The organism is Pseudomonas sp. P135, from assembly GCF_020312125.1.
Lineage (GTDB): Bacteria > Pseudomonadota > Gammaproteobacteria > Pseudomonadales > Pseudomonadaceae > Aquipseudomonas > Aquipseudomonas fragariae.
In genome coordinates this window covers 1-20,549 of record NZ_JAGPYR010000018.1, presented here as the reverse complement: position 1 = coordinate 20,549, position 20,549 = coordinate 1, and the positions used below count along the sequence as shown (strand labels likewise).

Genomic DNA, 20,549 nt, shown 5'->3' with positions numbered 1-20,549 from the left:
ATTAGCCCCCCATCACGGACCTTGGACTTTTCATGACAACAGCTGTTCACCCCCCTCGAGCGCCGGCATCCCGGCTTCGCTCAATCGATGCTCTGCGCGGGCTGATTATTCTTTTCATGTTGCTGGACCATGTGCGGGAAACCTTCTTTCTGCACCGTCAGGTGCTGGACCCTATGGACATCACGGCCACCGAGCCTGAGCTGTTCTTCAGCCGCACGCTGGCGCATTTGTGTGCGCCATTGTTCGTGCTGCTTACCGGGCTTTCCGCGTACCTCTACGGCGAGAAATACCAGGGCAGAAGCGACGTGTCGGCGTTCCTGCTCAAGCGCGGGCTGTTTCTGATCGCGCTGGAATTCACCCTGGTGAGCTTCGCCTGGACCTTCGAGTTCCCGCCAACCGTCATCTACCTGCAAGTGATCTGGGCCATCGGCCTGAGCATGGTGGCGCTGTCGCTAATGGTGTTCCTGCCGCGCTGGGCGCTGGTGGTCATCGGTGTGGTGATCATTGCCGGACACAACCTGCTGGACACGCTGCATTTCGGCGTCGAGTCGGCCATGCACATCCCATGGGCGATTCTGCATGATCGCGGCTGGATCGAGGTGTCGGACAACCTGCGTTTCCGTACCTCATACCCGCTTTTGCCGTGGATCGGAATCATTGCGCTGGGCTACGCTGCCGGGCCATGGTTTGTCTCCGGTTTCGATGCCGCAACGCGTCAGGCGAAACTCTGGACCTGGGGCCTGGGTGCGCTGGCGGGTTTCGTGATTCTGCGCATGATCAACGGCTACGGCGAAAAGCCGTGGAGTGTTGGCGAGACCGGCCTGCAAACCGTCATGAGCTTTTTCAACATCACCAAATACCCGCCATCGTTGCTGTTCATCAGCCTGACGCTGGGGATCGGCATGCTGATCCTGATCGGGTTCGAGCGCAGTCAGGAGAAAAGCTGGTTGCGGCCGTTGGTAGTACTCGGTTCAGCACCGATGTTTTTCTACCTGCTGCACCTGTACGTGCTGAAGATTCTGTACCTGATCGCTCTGGCCATCTGGGGCGCGAATCAGGGCAAATACTTCGGCTTTGACCACATGTGGGGCGTCTGGCTGACCTCGGTGGTACTGGCTGTTCTGCTGTTCCCGGCGGTGCGCTGGTTCGCCGCGCTCAAGGCCCGGCGTCGGGATATCAGCTGGCTGAAGTACTTCTAGTCCCCGCAACAGCGGTGCGCCTGCTGGCGTACCGCTTCTCGCCTGGCGTCAGTCTCCGTGCGCCCCGTAATTCATGATCGACAGCAGTTTGATCGGCACCTGCACCAGTTGCTCGGGGCCATGGGGGATGTCGCCGTCGAAGGTCAGGCTGTCACCGGCCTGCATCGGATACAGCTGGTTGCCGTGGCGGTAGATCAGTTCGCCTTCCAGCAGGTGCAGAAACTCCGTGCCGGGGTGTGAAAAGGTCGGAAACTCTTCGCTGGCATCGTCCATCGTCACCATGTACGCCTCGAAACTCTTCTTCGGCCCACGGGTATGGTTGAGCAGGTGATAGGTGTGGCCTTTCTCGGTGCCGCGCCTCACCACTTCGAGTCCTTCATCGGCCTTGACCAGCAGGGCGCTGCTGCCTTGCTGGTCGTACTGGCTGAACAGTTTGGACATGGGCATGCCCAGCACGTCGCACAGGCGGCTGAGGTTGTCGAGGCTGGTCGAGACCTGCGCGTTCTCGATCTTGCTCAGCATGCCCTGGCTGATACCGGCGATGCGCGCCACGTCGGCGAGCTTCAGTTCCTGAGCCTGGCGCTGACGCTTGATCTGAATGCCCAGGTACTGCTCGAGCTTCAACTTCGGATGCGGTTCGGTCGGCATATTCATCGGCTTTGCACGGTTTCCGTTCAATAAATTTTATTTCGCACTGGGAATGTGCATTTCGATGCGGCCGTGGTGTGGCCGGGTTGCAGATTATTCCCAGAGGGAAAACGAGTTTCCCATATAAACAGCCGAATTACCCCTCCTGAGTGGCTTCGTTCGATTGGCATACCAAACTGGCAAGCGCCTTGCATTCCTAAAGAGAAAGTAACTTTCCTACTCGGAATATATCCAGAAAGGCAGTGAACAGCGGTCCTTCCCTGAAACGTTTTGCTTTTGCCAGGAGACACGTCCCATGTTGCCACCCGAAACACAGCGTCTGATCGAACAGCACGGCATCAAGTACGTACTGGCTCAGTTCGTCGACATTCATGGTTCGGCCAAGACCAAATCGGTTCCTGTGACAGGTCTGGAAATGGTTGCAGAGGACGGTGCCGGCTTTGCCGGTTTCGCGATTTGCGGCATGGGCATGGAGCCTCATGGGCCGGACTTCATGGCCAGGGGCGACCTGTCGTCGCTGACACCGGTGCCATGGCAGCCGGGCTATGGACGGGTGGTGTGCATCGGCCATGTGGATGGCAAACCCTGGCCCTATGACAGCCGCTATGTGCTGCAGCAGCAGGTCGAACGCCTCAGCCAGCGTGGCTGGACCCTCAATACCGGCCTGGAGCCCGAGTTCAGCCTGTTCAAGCGCGACGTCACCGGCAGCCTGCAGATGGTCGATGCCAGCGATAACCTCGACAAGCCTTGCTACGACTACAAGGGGCTGTCGCGCTCTCGCGAGTTTCTCGAGCGCCTGACCGAAGCATTGCAGCCGGTGGGTTTCGACATCTATCAGATCGATCATGAAGACGCCAACGGCCAGTTCGAGATCAATTACACCTACAGTGACGCCATGGAATCGGCTGACCGTTTCACCTTCTTCCGCATGGCCGCCGGAGAGATCGCCAATGACATGGGCATGATCTGCTCGTTCATGCCCAAGCCCGATCCCAAACGGGCCGGCAATGGCATGCACTTTCACTTGTCGATCGCCAGTGTCAGTAACAAGAACCTGTTCCACGATGCCAGCGATCCGAGCGGCATGGGGTTGTCGACGCTGGCCTATCACTTCGCTGCGGGCCTGCTGGCTCACGGGCCTGCGCTGTGCGCCTTTGCGGCACCCACGGTCAACTCCTACAAACGCCTGGTGGTCGGCAATTCACTGTCGGGCGCCACTTGGGCCCCGGCGTTTATTGCCTTCGGCGCCAACAACCGCTCGGCGATGGTGCGCGTGCCCTATGGCCGCCTGGAGTTTCGTCTGCCCGACGCCGGTTGCAATCCGTATCTGGTCAGCGCCGCAATCATTGCCGCAGGGCTGGACGGTATCGACCGGCAACTGGAAATCGATCACGTCTGCAACGAGAACCTTTACAAATTGAGCCTCGAAGAGATTGCCGCACGGGGCATCAAGACCCTGCCGCAGTCGCTCAACGAAGCCTGCGACGCGCTGCAGGCCGACCCGTTGTTTGCCGAAGTGCTGGGCAGCGAGATTGTCGATGAATTCATCCGCCTCAAGCGCATGGAGTGGGTGGAGTACAGCCGCCACGTGAGCGATTGGGAAGTGAAGCGCTATATCGAATTTTTCTAGCGGCAAGCTTCAGAGAGCAGCTGCAAGTTTCAAGCGGCAAGCTGCAAGAGGAAGCTGGATTGCGGCGTATTTGATTTCTCTGTCTATGCGGTTGGTTTTAGCTTGCAGCTTGCAGCTAAAAGCTTGCCGCTCCCGAACAAGGTGAGGCGTATGTGCGGAATCGTTGGTTTGTATCTGAAAAACCCGGCGCTGGAGTCGCAACTCGGCAAGTTGTTCGAGCCGATGCTCGAAGCCATGACCGACCGCGGACCGGACAGTGCCGGGTTCGCCATCTATGGCGATGAAGTGGCGCAGGGCTGGGTCAAGCTGACCTTGCAGGCCACCAGCGAACAGTATGATTTCACGGCGCTGATTGCGGCGCTGCAAGACAGGTTGAGCGCGCAGCTGGACTGGTTTCAGAACGCCAGCGCCGTGGTCTTGAAGATTCAGGCAGAAGAAGCCCCGGTGCGCGCTGCGCTGGCGGAACTGGCACCGAGCGTGCGCATCATGAGTGCCGGGCAGAGCATCGAGATCCTCAAGGGCATGGGCCTGCCGCGGGAGATTTCCGAACGCTTCGGTCTGGCGTCCATGAAAGGCAGTCACATCATCGGCCACACGCGCATGGCCACCGAAAGCGCCGTGACCATGGAAGGCAGTCACCCGTTCTCCACGGGCTCCGACCTGTGCCTGGTGCACAACGGCTCGCTGTCCAATCACTTTCGTCTGCGCCAGAACCTGCGCCGCGAAGGCATTCACTTCGAGACCGACAACGACACTGAAGTGGCCGCCGGTTATCTGGCCTGGCGTCTGCAACAGGGCGACAGCCTGCAACAGGCGCTCGACAAGTCGCTTGAAGACCTCGATGGCTTCTTTACCTTCGCCATCGGCACACGCAATGGCTTTGCGGTGATTCGCGACCCGATCGCCTGCAAACCGGCGATCCTTGCCGAAACCGATGACTACGTCGCCATGGCCTCGGAATATCAGGCGCTGTCCAGCCTGCCGGGGATCGAAAACGCCAGGGTCTGGGAACCGGTCCCGGCCACCATGTACATCTGGGAACGCGAGCCAGCCGAGGGAGCACGCCCATGAAAACCGTCGATCTTTCCAGCGCCACCGTGCGTGATCTCAATCAGGCCCTGCACGATCAGGTCAAGGAACTGCAGGACCGCGAATGGCTGGTCACGCATCCCGATGGCGCGCACAACCTGGCGGTCGGCGTCAACGAAGCCATCTCCATCGATATCCAGGGCCACGCGGGTTACTACTGCGCGGGGATGAACCAGAAAGCGTCGATCACCGTGCACGGCAACGTCGGTGTCGGCTGCGCGGAAAACATGATGTCCGGCGCTGTGCGGGTCAAGGGCAGCGCCTCGCAGGCAGCCGGCGCAACGGCACACGGTGGCTTGCTGGTGATTGAAGGCGATGCCGGGGCGCGCTGCGGGATTTCCATGAAAGGCATCGACATCGTGGTCGGCGGCAGCATCGGCCACATGAGCTGCTTCATGGGCCAGGCCGGTCGGCTGGTGGTCTGCGGCGACGCCGGCGATGCGCTGGGCGACTCGCTGTATGAAACGCGGATCTACGTCAAAGGCAAGGTCGAGTCACTGGGCTCCGACTGCATCGCCAAGGAGATGCGTGAAGAGCATCTGCAGGAGCTGCAGGAATTGCTCAATCGCGCGGGCTTCAACGAGAAGGCAGCGGATTTCAAACGCTACGGCTCGGCCCGTCAGCTGTACAACTTCAAAGTCGATAACGCCTCCGCGTACTGATCCAGGAGCATTACCATGAGCGACCCTATCAGCCACAAACCTGCTCCAGTCCTGCGCGAGTCGGCCACCTTCGATCGCCTGACCATTCAGGAAATCCAGCGTGCTGCGGAAACCGGCATCTACGACATTCGCGGTGGCGGCACCAAGCGCAAGCTGCCGCATTTCGACGACCTGTTGCTGCTCGGTGCCAGCGTGTCGCGCTACCCGCTGGAAGGCTATCGCGAGAAATGCGGCACCGACGTGGTGCTCGGCAATCGTTTTGCCAAGAAGCCGTTGTACCTGAAAATCCCGATAACCATTGCCGGCATGAGCTTCGGCGCGTTGTCGGCCAACGCCAAGGAAGCACTGGGCCGTGGCGCAACCATCGCGGGCACCAGCACCACCACCGGCGACGGCGGCATGACCCCGGAAGAGCGTGGCCAGTCGCAGCATCTGGTCTATCAGTACCTGCCATCGCGTTATGGCATGAACCCGGACGACCTGCGCAAGGCTGACGCGATCGAGATCGTGCTGGGGCAGGGCGCCAAGCCGGGCGGCGGTGGCATGTTGCTGGGCATGAAAGTCACCGAACGGGTGGCTGGCATGCGTACCTTGCCAGTCGGTGTCGATCAGCGTTCGGCCTGCCGTCACCCGGACTGGACCGGCCCTGACGATCTGGCGATCAAGATTGCCGAGATTCGCGAGATCACCGACTGGGAAAAACCGATCTACGTGAAGATCGGTGCCAGCCGTCCCTACTACGACGTGAAACTGGCCGTGAAAGCCGGCGCCGACGTGATCGTGCTCGACGGCATGCAGGGCGGTACGGCGGCGACTCAGGAAGTGTTCATCGAACACGTCGGCATCCCGATTCTGCCTGCCATCCCGCAAGCCGTGCAGGCGCTGCAGGAAATGGGCATGCATCGCAAGGTGCAGTTGATCGTCTCCGGTGGCATCCGCAACGGCGCCGACGTGGCCAAGGCCATGGCGCTGGGTGCCGACGCAGTGGCGATCGGCACAGCGGCCCTGATAGCACTCGGCGATAACCATCCGCGGCTCGACGAAGAACTGAGAAAGATCGGCTCGGCAGCGGGTTACTACGACGACTGGCAAAACGGCCGCGACCCGGCGGGCATCACCACCCAGGACCCGGAACTGTCCAAACGTCTTGACCCGGTCGAAGGCGGACGACGGCTGGCCAACTACCTGCGCGTACTCGTCCTCGAAGCCCAGACCATGGCCCGCGCATGCGGTAAATCACACCTGCACAACCTCGACCCGGAAGATCTGGTGGCACTGACCGTCGAGTCAGCAGCCATGGCCCGCGTGCCCCTGGCCGGGACATCGTGGATTCCGGGGTCTGGTTCTGGTTACTGACGCCATACCGGGCTTTTCGATCACGATGGCACTGACGACGCGGAGTGCGACGTCAGTGACGGGGCGAAGGAACCCGATGAAGTCGGGCCGGAAACCGGAGCGGGGATTTTGCTCACTTTGGTCCCTAAACGTGAGTCGCCGAGGGGCGAAAAGGTGACCTGAGCCAGACACCAATCCACCTGACATCACAGAACCGCTGTGTGACGCAGAGCGTCACGAAAGGCATTACCACGCGGAGCGTGGGAACGAGCGTCGCAATGTGATTTTTGATTCTGGCCGAAGGGCAGAAGCCTGGAAGCCTTTTATTTGTAGCCTCCAGGACGATGAACCCTCAAGAGGCCAAAGAGCCTCGCCTTTCTGAATAACCCTCTTTGCTGCCAGACACTTTCCATTCATTTGCGGGAGCTTTGAACATGGTCAATCGTCTACACGGCAAATCCCTTACAGCCTTACTCGCGCTCGGCGCCTTTGCCCCGATTGCGCAGGCAGCTGACGCCCCCGTTCTGAACACCGGCAGCACGGCCTGGATGGTCACCGCAGCCGTGCTGGTGCTGTTCATGTGCCTTCCGGGGCTGGCACTGTTTTACGGCGGTCTGGTACGGGCCAAGAACATGCTCTCGCTGTTCACCCAGTGTTTTGGCATTGCCGGAGTCGTGGGCGTGCTGTGGGTCATCTATGGCTACAGCATGGTGGTGGACACCAGCAACATGGTCGAAGGACAAGTGAGTTTCAATAGTTTCGTGGGCGGTCTGAGTCGTGCGTTTCTGGCCGGCATGACCCCCGACAGCCTGGTCGGCGATATCCCTGAAGGGGTATTCGTAACCTTCCAGATGACCTTCGCCATCATCACCCCGGCGCTGATTGCCGGGGCCTTCGCCGAACGCATGAAGTTCTCTGCGGCGCTGCTGTTCATGGCGCTGTGGTTCACCCTGGTGTATGCGCCGGTCGCGCACATGGTCTGGGGGGGCGCCGGCGCCTTGATGCACAACTGGGGCGTGCTGGACTTCGCTGGCGGCACCGCGGTGCACATCAATGCCGGTGTCGCGGCACTGGCGGCATGTCTGGTACTGGGCAAGCGCAAGGGTTATCAGAACACCCCGATGCCGGCGCACAACCTGAGCCTGACCATGGCCGGCGCAGCGATGCTCTGGGTCGGCTGGTTCGGTTTCAATATCGGTTCCGGTGGTGGCCTGAACGGCACGTCCGGCATCGTCATGCTCAACACGCAAGTGGGGGCGTGCGCCGGGATACTCGGCTGGATGTTCACCGAGTGGTTCAAGGTCGGCAAACCCAGCGCGCTGGGTCTGGCCAGCGGTGCATTGGCGGGTCTGGTCGGCATCACCCCGGCGTGTGCCTACGTCGGAGTCGGCGGGGCACTGGCCATCGGCGTGCTGTGCGGAGTGTCCTGCTACCTGAGCGTGACCGTGCTGAAAAAACGCCTGGGCTATGACGACAGCCTCGACGTCTTCGGCCTGCACGGCATCGGCGGCATGATCGGTGCAATACTGACCGGCGTGTTCTGCGTGCCCTCACTGGGCGGTCTGGTGCCCGATGTCAGCATGGGCGCCCAAGTGATTGCCCAGATCAAAGGCGTGCTGTTCACCACCGCCTACTGCTTCGCGGTCAGCTGGATCATCCTCAAAGCCGTGCAGGCACTGATCGGCCTGCGCGCTCACGAGTCAGTCGAAGAAATGGGCCTGGACCTGGCCGAGCACAACGAACGGGCCTACAACCATTGAGAGGGCTGCCGGCCAATGTCATGCCTTGCGCGAGGTCGCTGCATATACAAGCGCTTTTCTATCGCGATGGCACAGACGACGCAGAGTGCGACGTTAGTGACGGCTGAGTCCTGGCGCTGATCCGGGGGTAGCCTGGCAGGACGCCAGGCTAGCTGCACCGGGCCATGGATGGCCCGTTGCAGCGACCCCCGGATCAGTGACAGGGCGAAGGAACCCGACGAAGTCGGGCCGGAAACCGGAGCGAGGGGGTTTGCCTACTTTGGCCCCATCAAAGTAGGTCGCCGAGGGGCGAAAAGGTGATCTGAGCCGGACCCCAACCTACCTGATATCACAGAACCGCTCTGTGACGCAGAGCGTCACGAAAGGCATTACCACGCGTGGGAACGAGAGTCGCAATGTGATTTTTGATTCTGGCCGAAGGCCGTAGGAGCGAACTTGTTCGCGAAGAAGGCTTCTCAATCGACGTATTTTTGCCGATTACACTCGCGCTTTCGCGAACAAGTTCGCTCCTACGCCCTTCGGGCAGAAGCCTGGAAGCTTTTTATTTGGAGCCTCCAGGACTTGCGCATAACGATGAGTGCAGAGCGTGTGGAGGATCAATATTGTGGTCTGAGCAGCATTTTCCTGGGCTTCTCAGGCAATCTCAACACTCAACGAAACACCGGCACCACGTGCTTGATGAACAGCTCAAGCGACTTTTTCTTCTCGGCATGCGGCAGGCTGTTGTCGCACCAGAAGCTGAACTCGTCGACACCCAACTCCTGATAGTGACGAAGGCGCGGAATGATCTCCTCCGGGGTGCCGATCATAGTGTTCTTGCGGATATTCTCCAGCTCGAACTCCGGACGTTCCTTGAATTTCTCTTCCGGGCTGGGGGCCAGAAAACCGTTGACCGGCGTCTGTTTGTTGCCGAACCAGGCGTCGAAGGTACGGTAGAACTTCGCGATGGCGGTGGCGCCCACTTTCCAGCCTTCAGGATCATCTGCGGCATGCACATGCGTGTGGCGCAATACCATCAATTGCGGGCGGCGCACTTCGGGATTGTTGGCCAGCGCGGCTTCGAACTTGTTCTTCAGGTCGACAACTTCTTCATCACCCTTCATCAATGGGGTGACCATCACGTTACAGCCGTTCTGCACGGCGAAATTGTGCGAGTCAGGGTCGCGTGCAGCGATCCACATCGGTGGCGTGCTGATCGGCTTGGGCACGGAAGTCGAGGTCGGGAATTTCCAGATGTCGCCATCGTGAGCGTAGTCACCCTGCCACAGCGCACGTACCACCGGGACCATCTCACGCAACGCCTTGCCACCTTCGGAGGCTGGCATGCCACCGGCCATGCGGTCGAACTCCACCTGATAGGCGCCGCGTGCCAGGCCGACTTCCATTCGCCCGTTGCTGATCACATCCAGCAGCGCGCATTCTCCCGCGACCCGCAATGGATGCCAGAACGGCGCAATGATGGTGCCGGCGCCCAGATGAATACGCGTGGTCCTGGCCGCCAGATAGGCCAGCAGCGGCATCGGGCTTGGCGAGATGGTGTATTCCATCGCGTGGTGTTCGCCGATCCAGACGGTGCTGAAGCCACCTTGCTCGGCCATCAGCGTCAGCTCGGTCAGGTCCTCGAAAAGCTGGCGATGACTGACACTGTCATCCCAGCGTTCCATGTGCACGAACAACGAAAACTTCATGACACTTACCTCGCTTAAATCCTGGCGCCTGCACCGGCGTGATGAGTTATTGTTGTCTGATGGTATACCGTAATACTTTCGGTGCAAGTGTTTTTTGCGCCGCTGCTCCTCGTTGCAAAATGCAACGGCAGAAACGAAAAAAGCGCCTCAAAGGAGGCGCTTTCGGATGTTGCGGATTCAGCCGGGGCAGGCTCGATCAGTCGGCTTCAACTGCAGGCTTCGGATTCAATATAGTCAGCCGTGGAGTCGCGAATCACCGGTCCCATGCCACTCACGGCCTTAGCCTGCTCCATGATTTCCAGCGTGGAACCGGTGCCGACCAGGTTCACCGTATGGTTGGCGCAGTTATACACCCGCTTGGAGTAGATCACCCCAAGCATGCCTTCACGCCGGGTGATCACCACGCGTTCCTTTGCGCTGCCGCTTTTTTCTACCAGTGCGTGATGACCGGTCGGATCATGGGGGATGGATAGGGTTTTGCCTTCGGCATGCGCCGACAGGGCAGGGATCATCAGGGCCAGAAAACAGGCATGCAATTTCATCAGTGCTCCTGCGGATGAATGCGGGTTCGTTGGATCCAAAATTTACTACTGCAACACGATTCTGGATAGCCGGGAGAGCTGCCTCTCGTCGGCTTGTTTTCAACAAATCACACCCTGCGCCATGCCAAAAAAACCGTGAAGCTGTTGCTCCGGCAACAGCAATTCCACACCCTGGCATGGCACGGACAGTTGACGCCGCACCTTAGCCGTCGCAACGCCTTGATCTGCCTGTATTTTATTCAATGGCACGGTTGCTGCTCTGTGGATGTGCAGGCCCTTGTGCTTAATGCGCTCGGGAAGCTTGCAGCAAGAGGAGTACCGATATGAGCCAATCGTCCATAAAATTTGCGTACTGGGTCCCGAACGTCAGTGGCGGGCTGGTCGTCAGCAAGATCGAACAGCGCACCAGCTGGACCATCGACTACAACCGCAAGCTGGCGCAGATCGCCGAGCAGTCCGGCTTCGACTACGCGCTGACGCAAATCCGCTTTACCGCCGGCTATGGCGCCGAATTCCAGCACGAATCCGTAGCCTTCAGCCACGCACTGTTGGCGGCGACCGAAAAGCTCAAGGTCATTGCCGCGATATTGCCCGGGCCATGGACCCCGTCGGTTGCCGCCAAGCAACTGGCGACCATTGATCAGCTCACTGCCGGGCGCGTGGTGGTCAATATTGTCAGCGGCTGGTTCAAGGGCGAGTTTCAGGCCATCGGCGAGCCCTGGCTGGAGCATGATGAACGTTATCGGCGCTCCGAGGAGTTCATTCGCGCGCTCAAGGGGATCTGGACCACCGACAACTTCACCTTCAAGGGTGATTTCTATCGCTTCCACGATTACACCCTCAAGCCCAAGCCGATCCAGCGTCCTCACCCGGAGATCTTTCAGGGCGGCAGCTCCCGTGCTGCACGTGACATGGCGGCGCGGGTGTCAGACTGGTATTTCACTAACGGCAATACTGTCGAAGGTATCAAGGCGCAGGTCGATGACATTCGAGCCAAGGCAGCCGCGAACGGGCATTCGGTGAAGATCGGCGTGAATGCCTTCATCATTGCCAGGGATACCGAAGAGGAGGCGCGGGCCGTGCTGGCCGAAATCGTCGACAAGGCTGACCCGGAAGCCGTCAACGCCTTTGGCGATGCCGCGAAACAGGCCGGCCAGTCGAGTCCGGAAGGCGAGGGTAACTGGGCCAAATCCACCTTTCAGGATCTGGTGCAGTACAACGATGGCTTCAAGACCAACCTGATTGGCACACCCCGGCAGATTGCCGAGCGTATCGTGGCGCTCAAGTCCGTTGGCGTAGACCTGGTGCTTTCAGCGTTCCTGCATTTCCAGGAAGAAGTCGCCTATTTCGGCCAGCACGTATTGCCTCTGGTACGCGAACTGGAAGCTGCTGCACAACGCAAACCTGTCGCCGAGACGGCTTGACCCCGGCCAATACCGACAACCCCGCTTTGCCCCGGTAAGCCGGTCGCGCTTACCGCCCGCCATAAAATCAGGCGCCACTGTGATCCAGTGTGCGCCTGTGTCCGTATGTTCAACCCCGATCAACCCATAGACAGTTGTACGTGGCATTATGATGCCACTCTCTGGCATGCTTTTATCGATGCCAGGCCTTCCAGGTATGGCCGAGCACTTGCCGACAGCGGCAGTTGATAGCGAAAGGATTGTCGATGGCCCCTGAGCAATCAGGTCCGGTTTTCAGAAAAACCAGATGCACTGGTTCTCACCTGTTGTGGAGGCAAGTTTTGAAACGCGACCTTCGGCTTGCGTCATGGCTGATCTTCGTAGTGTGCGCCTGCGTGGTGATGTTGATGGCCTGGCAAGCATGGACCGCACGCCGCAACACCCTGGAAAACATCCAGACCAGCACGATCAATCTGGCTGGAGCGCTGAGCACCTACACGGATGGTATTTTCAAGCAAAGCGAGCTGATGCTGATCGGCCTGACGGAGCGTGTCGAAAAGGACGGCGTCGGGCCTGAACAGATCGAGCGTCTCAGGTGGGTCATTGCGCGTGAAATGGGCGCGCTGCCGCAGATCGATACCGTGTCGCTTTACAACGCCGACGGGTACTGCATCTTCTCTAGCAATCCCAAGGTCATTGGCATCAACAGCGGGCAGCGCGAGTTCTTTCAGCACCACTTGCAGATGCCTGACAAAACCCCTTATATCGGCCCGACGATTCGCAGTCGCGCTTCCGGCGAATGGGTCATATCAGTCAGCAGGCGCATCAATAATCCCGACGCCAGTTTTGCCGGGCTGATGGTCGCGACCATCGGTGTCGACCATCTGTTGAAGTTCTACTCGGATATAAAGGTTGGTCGAACCGGCATCATCAGTCTGACGTCGACCGCCGGGCAACTACGGGTGCGCTACCCCCATCTGGAGCAGGAGATCGGTCGCGATCTGTCATCGACGCCCATTTTCAAGTCGGAACGCGGGCGAGTGTCCGGTACCGCCCAGTTCGTTTCCAGGATTGACGGTGTTGCGCGTTTTTATGCGTTCAAACGCAGTGATGTGTACCCGATCGTCACCGTGGTTGCGCTGGGTCAGAAAGAAGCCATGCTCGACTGGCTGGGTCAGACCAAGCAGTCCATTCTGGTCATGCTGGTGCTGCTCGGACTGGTGATCGGACTTGGCGTTCGTCTGATCGGGCATATTCACAGCCGCATACGCGCAGAAGACCAGTTGCTCGATTCCCAGGCGGCCCTGATCCAGCTGAACCAGCACCTGGAGTTGATCGCCTCCGAAGACAAACTGACCGGGCTGGCCAATCGCAGACGTTTCGATCAGTTTCTGGAAGTCGAATTCAAGCGCGCCAGACGCGAGCGCAGCCCGCTGTCGTTGATTCTGATCGATGCCGATCATTTCAAGCGCTATAACGATCATTACGGTCACCTGGCCGGTGACGAATGCCTGATTGCGCTGGCCCGAGTGGTCGAGCAGTTCATTCGTCGTCCCAGTGACGTCGCCGCCCGTTATGGCGGTGAAGAGATTGCGGTGGTGTTGCCCGGTACTGATGAGTCGAACGCTCGCCAGGTGGCCGAGAAGATCCTGCGGGCGATCCGTGACGAGCAGATCGAGCATCCCGCCAGCCCGTTTGGCATCGTGACGATCAGCCTCGGTGTTGCGACATTCGTCGGCACGGATCGCCAACTGGATCAGCGCGGCCTGATCGAGCTTGCCGACCGAGCGTTGTATGCCGCCAAGTCGCAGGGGCGCAACCGGGTGAATGTGGCGTCGGAAATCGCGACCAGTACGTTACCGGCCTGGACCCGCGTCAAGTCCGCTACGGACGCGCAAGCCGACACGGAGCCAAGGTCGGGCCAGCGGGATTGATGCCCGCCGGCCGTCTCTGGCCTAGCGCTTCTCAGGCAGCTGCTGGTCTTCGGTAGCCTGTTGCGCATGCGGTTTGCGGCGCAGCACGGACAGGACCCAGACGAAGAATATCGGCACCAGAACCACGCCCAGCAGCGTCGCGCTGAGCATGCCGCCGATGACGCCGGTGCCGATGGCGCGCTGGCTCGCCGCCCCCGCACCGGTGGCCAGGGTCAGCGGCACCACGCCAAGGATGAAGGCCAGCGAGGTCATGACAATCGGCCGAAAGCGCAGTCGCGCAGCCTGAAGCGCCGCGTCGCGCAGTGAATGGCCCTGATCCCACAGCTCCTTGGCGAACTCGACGATGAGAATCGCGTTTTTCGCCGCCAGCCCGATGATGGTGATCAGGCCGACTTTGAAATACACATCGTTGGGCATGCCCACGGCTGTCACGGCCAGCACGGAACCCAACGCGCCGACGGGTACGATCAGCATCACCACCAGCGGGATCGCCCAGCTCTCATACAGTGCGACCAGCAGCAGAAACACCACCAGCAGCGCCAGGCCGAACAGTCCGGCGGCCTGGCCGCTGGCGACTCTTTCCTGATAGGAGAGGCCGGTCCATTCGTAACCGATGCCTTGCGGCAGCTTGGAAACGATCCGTTCGATTTCCGCCATGGCCTCGCCGGTACTGACCCCCGGCGCTGCGTCGCCGGAAATCCTGAACGCGGGGTAGCCGTTGTAGCGGGCGATCTGCACCGGGCCTTGTTCCCAGTGCGTCGAAACAAAGGCACCCAACGGCACCAGCGTGCCGCTGCTATTGGGCACGTAGAGTTTGAGCACGCTTTCCGGGGTCATTCGCGCACTTTGCTCGGCCTGCACGACCACGCGCTGCTGACGTCCGGCATTGGCAAAGTCACTGATCACCGAGGATCCGAAGGCGGTGGACAGGGCGTTGTTGATCGACTCGAAACTCACGCCAAGCGCCCGGGCTTTTTCGCGGTCGATGCTCAGGCGCAATTGCGGCGCTTCGGCCAGACCTTCCATCATCGCGTAGAGGATCTTCGGATTGCCGTTGGCCTCGCCGAGCAGCTTGTCGCGTGCCGCCAGCAAGGCTTCACGGCCCAGGCCTGCGCGGTCCTGCAGACGCAGCGAGAAACCGCCCGAGGTGCCCAGGCCATCGATGGGCGGTGGCGTTACCGCCATCACCGTGCCGTCGCCAAGCCCGGCAAAATGCTGGTTGAACGCCGCCGCTTCTTCAGCCGCCGACTGGCCCTTGCCGCGCTCCGACCAGTCCTTCAGGGTCGGGAACGCAAGACCGGCGTTTTCACCCATGCCCGAGAAGCTGAACCCCAGCAGCATGGTCACCGCGCCCGTGGCTTCGCGGGACAGCATGTAGTTCTCGAGCAATTGCGCGGTGAGGTCGGTACGCGACCGGGTGGCACCGGGAGGCAGTTGCACGTCGATGATCAGATAGCCCTGGTCTTCCACGGGTACAAAGGACTCCGGCAGGCGCAGGTAGAAAAAGCCCAGCAGACCGACGATACCGACGTACAGCAGCATGTAGCGGCCGGCGCGCTTGATCATGCTGGAACTGACGCGCTCGTAACGGTGGGTGAACTTGCCGAACAGACGATTGAAACCACCGAAGAAACCACGCTTTTCATGGTGCCCGGCCGGGATCGGCTTGAGCAGCGTGGCACACAGCGCCGGGGTGAACGTCAGGGCCAGGAAACCCGAAAACAGAATCGACACGGCCAGCGACAGCGAGAACTGCTGGTAGATGACCCCGACCGAGCCGCCCATGAACGCCAGTGGCAGGAACACGGCGGCCAGGACCAGCGTAATGCCGAAAATCGCTCCGGAAACCTGCTGCATCGCCTTGACCGTGGCGGCGGCGGGAGAGAGGCCTTCTTCAGCCATGATCCGCTCGACGTTCTCCACCACCACAATGGCGTCGTCGACCAGAATACCGATGGCCAGCACCATGCCGAACATGGTCATCATGTTCACCGAGAAGCCCATCAGGTACATGATCGCCAGTGTCCCTGCCAGACACACCGGGACCACGATGGTCGGGATCAGCGTGTAACGGATGTTTTGCAGAAACAGGAACATCACCAGAAACACCAGCACCATGGCTTCGATGAGGGTGTAGATCACCTTGTCGATGGCCACGTCGACGAAGCGCGAGGTGTCGTACGGTATCGAAAACCCGACGCCTTCCGGGAAATTGACCGATAGCTCGGTGAGCCGCTGCTCGACGGCTCTGGCCGTCTGGATCGCGTTGGCACCCGGCGACAGTTGCACGGCACCGGCGACGGCGCGTTGCCCGTTCAGGCGTGATTCGAAGCTGTAATCCTGGCTGCCGACCGCCACACGCGCCACATCGGACAGGTGCACCGCAGAGCCGTCTTCGTTGGCACGCAGAACGATGCGCCCGAACTCTTCCGGGTTGTCCAGCGTGCCCTTGACCGCCAGGGTGGCGGTCAACTCCTGCAGTGACGAGGTCGGGCTGCTGCCGAAACTGCCTGCCGGAACCTGCACGTTCTGCGCCCGGATGGCGGCATTCACGTCGTCGATGGACAAGCCGAAGCCCACCAGCTTCTGCGGATCGATCCAGACCCGCATCGCGGCTTCGGCGGCGAAGAATTGCAGCCTGCCGACACCGTTCACCCGGCTGATTTCGTTATTGACGTTGCGTGCCGCGTAGTCGGCCAGCGCGACAGTATCCTTGCTGGCCGCGCCGTTCTTGTAGTTCAGGGTGTAGATCAACAGAAAACCGGAGCTGGCCTGTTCGACCTGCAGGCCCTGGCTGAGGACCGTCTGCGGCAGGCGCGCTTCGGCTTTCTTGATACGGTTCTGCACCTCGACCTGAGCCAGGTCCGGGTTGGTGCCCGGCACGAACGTCACGTTGATTTCCGCGCTGCCGGTCGAGTTGCTGGTCGACTCGTAATACAGCATCCCCTTGGCACCGTTGAGCTCGTCCTCGATAACGCTGGTCACCGAATCGACCAGCACTTTCGCGGATGCGCCGGGGTAGGTCGCGGTGATGGTGATCTGCGGTGGCGCCACGTCCGGATACTGCGCCACGGGCAGGGACGGCAGCGCCATCAGCCCGGCGAGCAGGATGAACAGGGCGAGTACCCAGGCGAAGTTGGGGCGCTTGATAAAGAAGAGAGACATGGACAATGATCCTCGGTCGCGCTGAAGGCGGCTTTATTGCGCCTTGGCCTGCGGCTGGGCGGAGGGCGATTTGCGGGCGACCTTGTCACCGGCGCTGAGCCCGGTCATGTTGCCGACAATGACCTGTTCGCCTGCCTTCAGGCCTTCGGTGATCTGCCAGCGCGAATCCTGCATCGCCCCGGTTTTGACCGGACGCGCTTCGACCGTGCCGTCCTGGGCAATCACCAGCACGCGGGCGGCACCGTCACCGGAGCGCTGAACGGCACGTTGCGGAACAAGAATGGCGTTGCTGTCGACGCGTTGCGGTGTGCGTACCCGCACGTACATACCGGGCAGCAGCACGCCCTTGGGATTGGCAAAGCGGGCCCGCAACGACACCTGGCCGGTGGTCCGGTCTACTGCAACATCGGTAAACAGCAGGGTGCCGGTGCTCTTGTAGTCGGTGCCGTCGACACTCAGCGACAACGCGTCTTCGCCACCCTTGGGCAAGCGGCCTTCCTGTATTGCAGCGCGCATCTGCAAGGCCTCGGCAGCCGGCTGGGTGAAGTCGGCGTAGACCGGGTCGAGTTGTTGAATGGTGGCCAGCAGGGTGGTTTCGCCCTGACCGACCAGCGCGCCCTCGGTGACCATCGCGCGGCCGATGCGGCCCGAAATCGGCGCCTTGACGGTGGCATAGCCCAGGTTCAGCCTGGCTGTTTCCACATCGGCCTCGGCTGAACGCTTCGCTGCGACAGCGTTTTGCAGCGCGGAGCGGGCCGTGTCGAAGGTCTGACGACTCACCGCTTCAATTTCCACCAGCGACTCATAGCGCTTGACCGTAGCCTGAGTCTCGAACAACGTGGCCTGGGTCCGTGCCAGATCTCCCTGCGCCTTGGACAGCGCGGCCTTGAACGGCGCCGGATCGATCTGGAACAGCACTGCGCCGGCTTTCACGTCGGCGCCTTCTTCGAAGTTGCGGCTCAGCACGATACCGGCCACCCGGGCACGAACCTGCGCCACACGCACGGGTTCGATACGGCCGGGCAATTCGTCAACCACTGTGAACGATTCGGTGTTGACGGTAATGGCTTCCACCTCTTTGGGCGCTGTCGATGCAGCGTGATCCTGCTGCTGTTTCTGCTCGCACCCGGACAGACCCAACGCTGCCAGCAAGGCTACTGCAGGCATGACACGCCAATCGCTGAAACTACTCATCGTTCACCCGGCCGCAGCCATCAGATGCTAAAGCCGAGAATGATCCACTCTGAAAGGCGATGAGTCAATATTGACTCACATGAGGCTTTAGTGACTAATTGTGTATAGGCTTTGAGAACGCGGTAAGGTTTCTGCACAATGCGCCGCCTGCCACTTAGACGAGTTGAAGACGTACCAATGGAATTACCTGCTGACGACAAATTTCTGAAGGCCCTGGCCGTTGCGCTGGTCGACCATTCCAACGGTACGCTCAAGGATATTGCTCAGGCAGCTGGCGTCAGCAAGGCGACGCTCAACCGCTTCTGCGGCACCCGCGCCAACCTCGTGGAACTGCTGCTCAATCACGCCTCGGACCTGATGAACCAGATGGTTGCCGACGCGGATCTGCAGCATGCTCCGCCGCTGGAAGCGCTTCAGCGGCTGGTCGACAACCACCTCATGCACCGCGAAATGCTGGTCTTTCTGGTATTCCAGTGGCGCCCGGATTCGCTCGATGAAAGCAGCGGTGGGCGCCGCTGGTTGCCTTACTCCGACGCCCTCGATGCGTTCTTCCTGCGCGGTCAGCGTGAAGGTTTGTTCCGGATCGACGTCGGTGCCGCTGTCCTTACCGAAATGTTCGCAGCGCTGCTCTCCGGGATGGTCGACGCCGAACGCCGCGGCCGTGTGGCACGCGTCGGCATGGGCGCTTTGGTGACCCAGTTTTTCCTGCAGGGCGCGGCGGCACGATAAGCAGGCCTGTGCTGTTTTGTCGCATGACCTATTGCAGCCCATGAGCGCGACGTTTGCGCGTCTGCTCATGCCTTGATACAGGATTGGCGGTATTCCCCATTGTCCTTGAGTGGTAAATTCGCCGCCTTTGAATTTGTCTGAATCCACGCGCCTTATCCTCAGGGGACGCATGACATGACGCAACATCTGACACGCCGCGAGGTGGTCGCCGGCCTCTCGTTGCTGAGCCTTGGCCTGCTGACCGGCTGCGGCAGTTCCAACGCATTGCCGTTCAAGCACGGCAAGGACATGAGCAACGAGATTGTCGGCCGCAACTTCCGGCTCAAGGATTCGCAAGGCAACGTCAAGACCTTGTCCAGCTTTCGCGGCCTCATGCCGATGATCTTCTTCGGTTTCACCCAGTGCCCGGCCATCTGCCCCACGGCGCTGGCGCGGGCTGCGCAGATCAGGAAACTGATGGGCGAGGAGGGCAAAACGCTGCAGGTGGTGTTCATTACCCTGGACCCGGAGCGCGACACGCCCGAAGTGATCGACGCCTACGTGAAGGCCTTCGATCCGACCTTTGTCGCACTGTCCGGCACGCTTGAAGAAACGGCGGCAACGGCCAAGGAGTTCGGCGTATTCTTCGAGAAGGTCCCGCTGGGTGACACCTACACGATCTCGCACACTGCCACCAGTTACGTCTACGACACCCGCGGTGTATTGCGCCTGGGGTTGTCGCACAGGCTGTCCGCCCAACAATGCACCGAAGATCTGCTCACTTTGATGGAAGTATGCTGATGACCGTTCTGATTCGTAACGTCGCAAAACCGCTGTTGCTGACCCTTTCGCTGTTGGGCCTGAGCGCTCAGGCCCTGGCCGAAACACACGTCGATGACGCCTGGGTGCGTGCCACTGTGCCAGGCCAGTCAGCCACGGGCGCGTTCATGCGCATCACTGCGGACACCGACAGCAAGCTGGTCGACGTTGCTTCACCTGTTGCGAAAACCGTGCAGATCCATGAGATGAGCATGAAAGGCGATGTGATGAGCATGCAGCGCGTCAACTCGGTCGACCTGCCAGCCGGCAAACCGGTGATGCTCGATTCCGACGGCTACCACGTGATGTTCATGGGCCTGGCCGCCCAGGTCAAAGAAGGCGACCAGGTGCCTCTGACCCTGACCGTGGAAGACGCCAAGGGCGCGAAGCAATCGATCCAGGTCACCGCAGTCGCCAAGTCACTGACCAGCGACGAGCACAGCAGCCACGGCGATCACAGCGGCCATTGAGGCTTGCAGAATCGGACGCGGAGCGTCGAGTGATCTACCTGACGACTATCGTTCCTCACGCTCCAGCGTGAGAACTCCTCTCGTGACGCTCTGCGTTACAACTCTGTGCCACGCTGCTCATTCAAGAGAGGACGCAGAGCGTCCAGAACGGCATGCCCACGCGGAGCGTCGGCACGATATGATCTGCCTGACGACTATCGTTCCTCACGCTCCGGTGGACTGCCCCCCGAAAGTTGGACAGTTTTAGCTCGCCGCCTGAGCCCTGTATTTTACGGGGCTCAAGCCGTTTAGCTTCAGCTTGAT

The 20,549-nt window shown here is 60.4% G+C and carries 16 protein-coding genes; 11 read left to right on the top strand and 5 right to left on the bottom strand.

Features of this window, described 5'->3' with window-relative positions; translation table 11 throughout:
* Positions 1-32 precede the first annotated feature (32 nt).
* Positions 33-1,199 carry a DUF1624 domain-containing protein gene (locus tag KBY08_RS21695; RefSeq protein ID WP_003408090.1) on the top strand — a complete coding sequence of 389 codons (1,167 nt, stop codon included), beginning with the start codon at positions 33-35 and terminating at the stop codon, positions 1,197-1,199.
* Between the two features lie 48 nt (positions 1,200-1,247).
* Here the strand turns inward: KBY08_RS21695 and KBY08_RS21690 are convergent, their stop codons facing one another.
* The gene (locus KBY08_RS21690; protein WP_003348330.1) at positions 1,248-1,853 is read right to left on the bottom strand and encodes a helix-turn-helix domain-containing protein; all 606 of its coding nucleotides are present in this window, start codon (positions 1,851-1,853) and stop codon (positions 1,248-1,250) included.
* Positions 1,854-2,142: 289 nt separating this feature from the next.
* On the opposite strand from KBY08_RS21690, the gene glnT reads away from it, so the two are divergent.
* The 5 genes from glnT to KBY08_RS21665 all read left to right on the top strand — a co-directional run bounded on the left by glnT (position 2,143) and on the right by KBY08_RS21665 (position 8,323).
* Positions 2,143-3,477, top strand: a complete 1,335-nt coding sequence (gene glnT / locus KBY08_RS21685; protein ID WP_060400698.1) for a type III glutamate--ammonia ligase — start codon at positions 2,143-2,145, stop codon at positions 3,475-3,477.
* Positions 3,478-3,627: 150 nt separating this feature from the next.
* Positions 3,628-4,548, top strand: coding sequence for a class II glutamine amidotransferase (locus KBY08_RS21680; RefSeq protein WP_003408100.1), 921 nt, complete (start codon positions 3,628-3,630; stop codon positions 4,546-4,548).
* Positions 4,545-5,228 carry a protein glxC gene (locus KBY08_RS21675; protein WP_003367221.1) on the top strand — a complete coding sequence of 228 codons (684 nt, stop codon included), beginning with the start codon at positions 4,545-4,547 and terminating at the stop codon, positions 5,226-5,228. Before KBY08_RS21680 ends, KBY08_RS21675 begins: the two co-directional genes overlap by 4 nt.
* 15 nt (positions 5,229-5,243) lie before the next feature.
* A complete protein-coding gene (locus tag KBY08_RS21670; protein WP_010434814.1) occupies positions 5,244-6,584 on the top strand; it encodes an FMN-binding glutamate synthase family protein in 1,341 nt (446 codons plus the stop codon).
* 413 nt (positions 6,585-6,997) lie between these two features.
* Entirely contained in the window at positions 6,998-8,323 is a 1,326-nt protein-coding gene (locus KBY08_RS21665) for an ammonium transporter (RefSeq protein WP_024660483.1), read from the top strand.
* A 650-nt stretch (positions 8,324-8,973) separates the two neighbouring features.
* On the opposite strand, the gene KBY08_RS21660 is transcribed toward KBY08_RS21665, so the two are convergent.
* Entirely contained in the window at positions 8,974-10,011 is a 1,038-nt protein-coding gene (locus tag KBY08_RS21660) for an LLM class flavin-dependent oxidoreductase (protein WP_011267558.1), read from the bottom strand.
* Positions 10,012-10,217: 206 nt separating this feature from the next.
* A complete protein-coding gene (locus KBY08_RS21655; protein ID WP_003407971.1) occupies positions 10,218-10,553 on the bottom strand; it encodes a hypothetical protein in 336 nt (111 codons plus the stop codon).
* Positions 10,554-10,876: 323 nt separating this feature from the next.
* On the opposite strand from KBY08_RS21655, the gene sfnG reads away from it, so the two are divergent.
* On the top strand, positions 10,877-11,977 hold the full coding sequence (gene sfnG, locus KBY08_RS21650) for a dimethylsulfone monooxygenase SfnG (RefSeq protein WP_225651257.1): 1,101 nt from the start codon (positions 10,877-10,879) through the stop codon (positions 11,975-11,977).
* 320 nt (positions 11,978-12,297) lie between these two features.
* On the top strand, positions 12,298-13,890 hold the full coding sequence (locus tag KBY08_RS21645; protein ID WP_024641312.1) for a sensor domain-containing diguanylate cyclase: 1,593 nt from the start codon (positions 12,298-12,300) through the stop codon (positions 13,888-13,890).
* Between the two features lie 21 nt (positions 13,891-13,911).
* Here KBY08_RS21645 and KBY08_RS21640 read toward each other — a convergent pair whose 3' ends face one another.
* The gene (locus KBY08_RS21640; protein WP_096135892.1) at positions 13,912-17,055 is read right to left on the bottom strand and encodes an efflux RND transporter permease subunit; all 3,144 of its coding nucleotides are present in this window, start codon (positions 17,053-17,055) and stop codon (positions 13,912-13,914) included.
* A gap of 33 nt (positions 17,056-17,088) precedes the next feature.
* The gene (locus tag KBY08_RS21635) at positions 17,089-18,249 is read right to left on the bottom strand and encodes an efflux RND transporter periplasmic adaptor subunit (RefSeq protein WP_060400694.1); all 1,161 of its coding nucleotides are present in this window, start codon (positions 18,247-18,249) and stop codon (positions 17,089-17,091) included.
* Between the two features lie 177 nt (positions 18,250-18,426).
* On the opposite strand from KBY08_RS21635, the gene KBY08_RS21630 reads away from it, so the two are divergent.
* From KBY08_RS21630 to KBY08_RS21620, 3 genes are all read left to right on the top strand, one after another.
* On the top strand, positions 18,427-18,978 hold the full coding sequence (locus tag KBY08_RS21630) for a TetR/AcrR family transcriptional regulator (protein ID WP_003317850.1): 552 nt from the start codon (positions 18,427-18,429) through the stop codon (positions 18,976-18,978).
* 174 nt (positions 18,979-19,152) lie between these two features.
* Entirely contained in the window at positions 19,153-19,758 is a 606-nt protein-coding gene (locus KBY08_RS21625; protein ID WP_003424002.1) for an SCO family protein, read from the top strand.
* Positions 19,752-20,246 carry a copper chaperone PCu(A)C gene (locus KBY08_RS21620; RefSeq protein WP_024640652.1) on the top strand — a complete coding sequence of 165 codons (495 nt, stop codon included), beginning with the start codon at positions 19,752-19,754 and terminating at the stop codon, positions 20,244-20,246. The genes KBY08_RS21625 and KBY08_RS21620 overlap by 7 nt, the downstream gene beginning before the upstream one ends.
* Positions 20,247-20,549 lie beyond the last annotated feature (303 nt).

Coding starts and splice junctions, on each gene's coding strand:
- KBY08_RS21630 (WP_003317850.1), top strand. CDS start 18,427: ATGGAATTACCTGCTGACGACAAATTTCTGAAGGCCCTGGCCGTTGCG.
- KBY08_RS21655 (WP_003407971.1), bottom strand. CDS start 10,553: ATGAAATTGCATGCCTGTTTTCTGGCCCTGATGATCCCTGCCCTGTCG.
- KBY08_RS21660 (WP_011267558.1), bottom strand. CDS start 10,011: ATGAAGTTTTCGTTGTTCGTGCACATGGAACGCTGGGATGACAGTGTC.
- KBY08_RS21665 (WP_024660483.1), top strand. CDS start 6,998: ATGGTCAATCGTCTACACGGCAAATCCCTTACAGCCTTACTCGCGCTC.
- KBY08_RS21670 (WP_010434814.1), top strand. CDS start 5,244: ATGAGCGACCCTATCAGCCACAAACCTGCTCCAGTCCTGCGCGAGTCG.
- KBY08_RS21680 (WP_003408100.1), top strand. CDS start 3,628: ATGTGCGGAATCGTTGGTTTGTATCTGAAAAACCCGGCGCTGGAGTCG.
- KBY08_RS21675 (WP_003367221.1), top strand. CDS start 4,545: ATGAAAACCGTCGATCTTTCCAGCGCCACCGTGCGTGATCTCAATCAG.
- sfnG (WP_225651257.1), top strand. CDS start 10,877: ATGAGCCAATCGTCCATAAAATTTGCGTACTGGGTCCCGAACGTCAGT.
- KBY08_RS21695 (WP_003408090.1), top strand. CDS start 33: ATGACAACAGCTGTTCACCCCCCTCGAGCGCCGGCATCCCGGCTTCGC.
- KBY08_RS21625 (WP_003424002.1), top strand. CDS start 19,153: ATGACGCAACATCTGACACGCCGCGAGGTGGTCGCCGGCCTCTCGTTG.
- KBY08_RS21635 (WP_060400694.1), bottom strand. CDS start 18,249: ATGAGTAGTTTCAGCGATTGGCGTGTCATGCCTGCAGTAGCCTTGCTG.
- KBY08_RS21640 (WP_096135892.1), bottom strand. CDS start 17,055: ATGTCTCTCTTCTTTATCAAGCGCCCCAACTTCGCCTGGGTACTCGCC.
- glnT (WP_060400698.1), top strand. CDS start 2,143: ATGTTGCCACCCGAAACACAGCGTCTGATCGAACAGCACGGCATCAAG.
- KBY08_RS21620 (WP_024640652.1), top strand. CDS start 19,752: ATGCTGATGACCGTTCTGATTCGTAACGTCGCAAAACCGCTGTTGCTG.
- KBY08_RS21690 (WP_003348330.1), bottom strand. CDS start 1,853: ATGAATATGCCGACCGAACCGCATCCGAAGTTGAAGCTCGAGCAGTAC.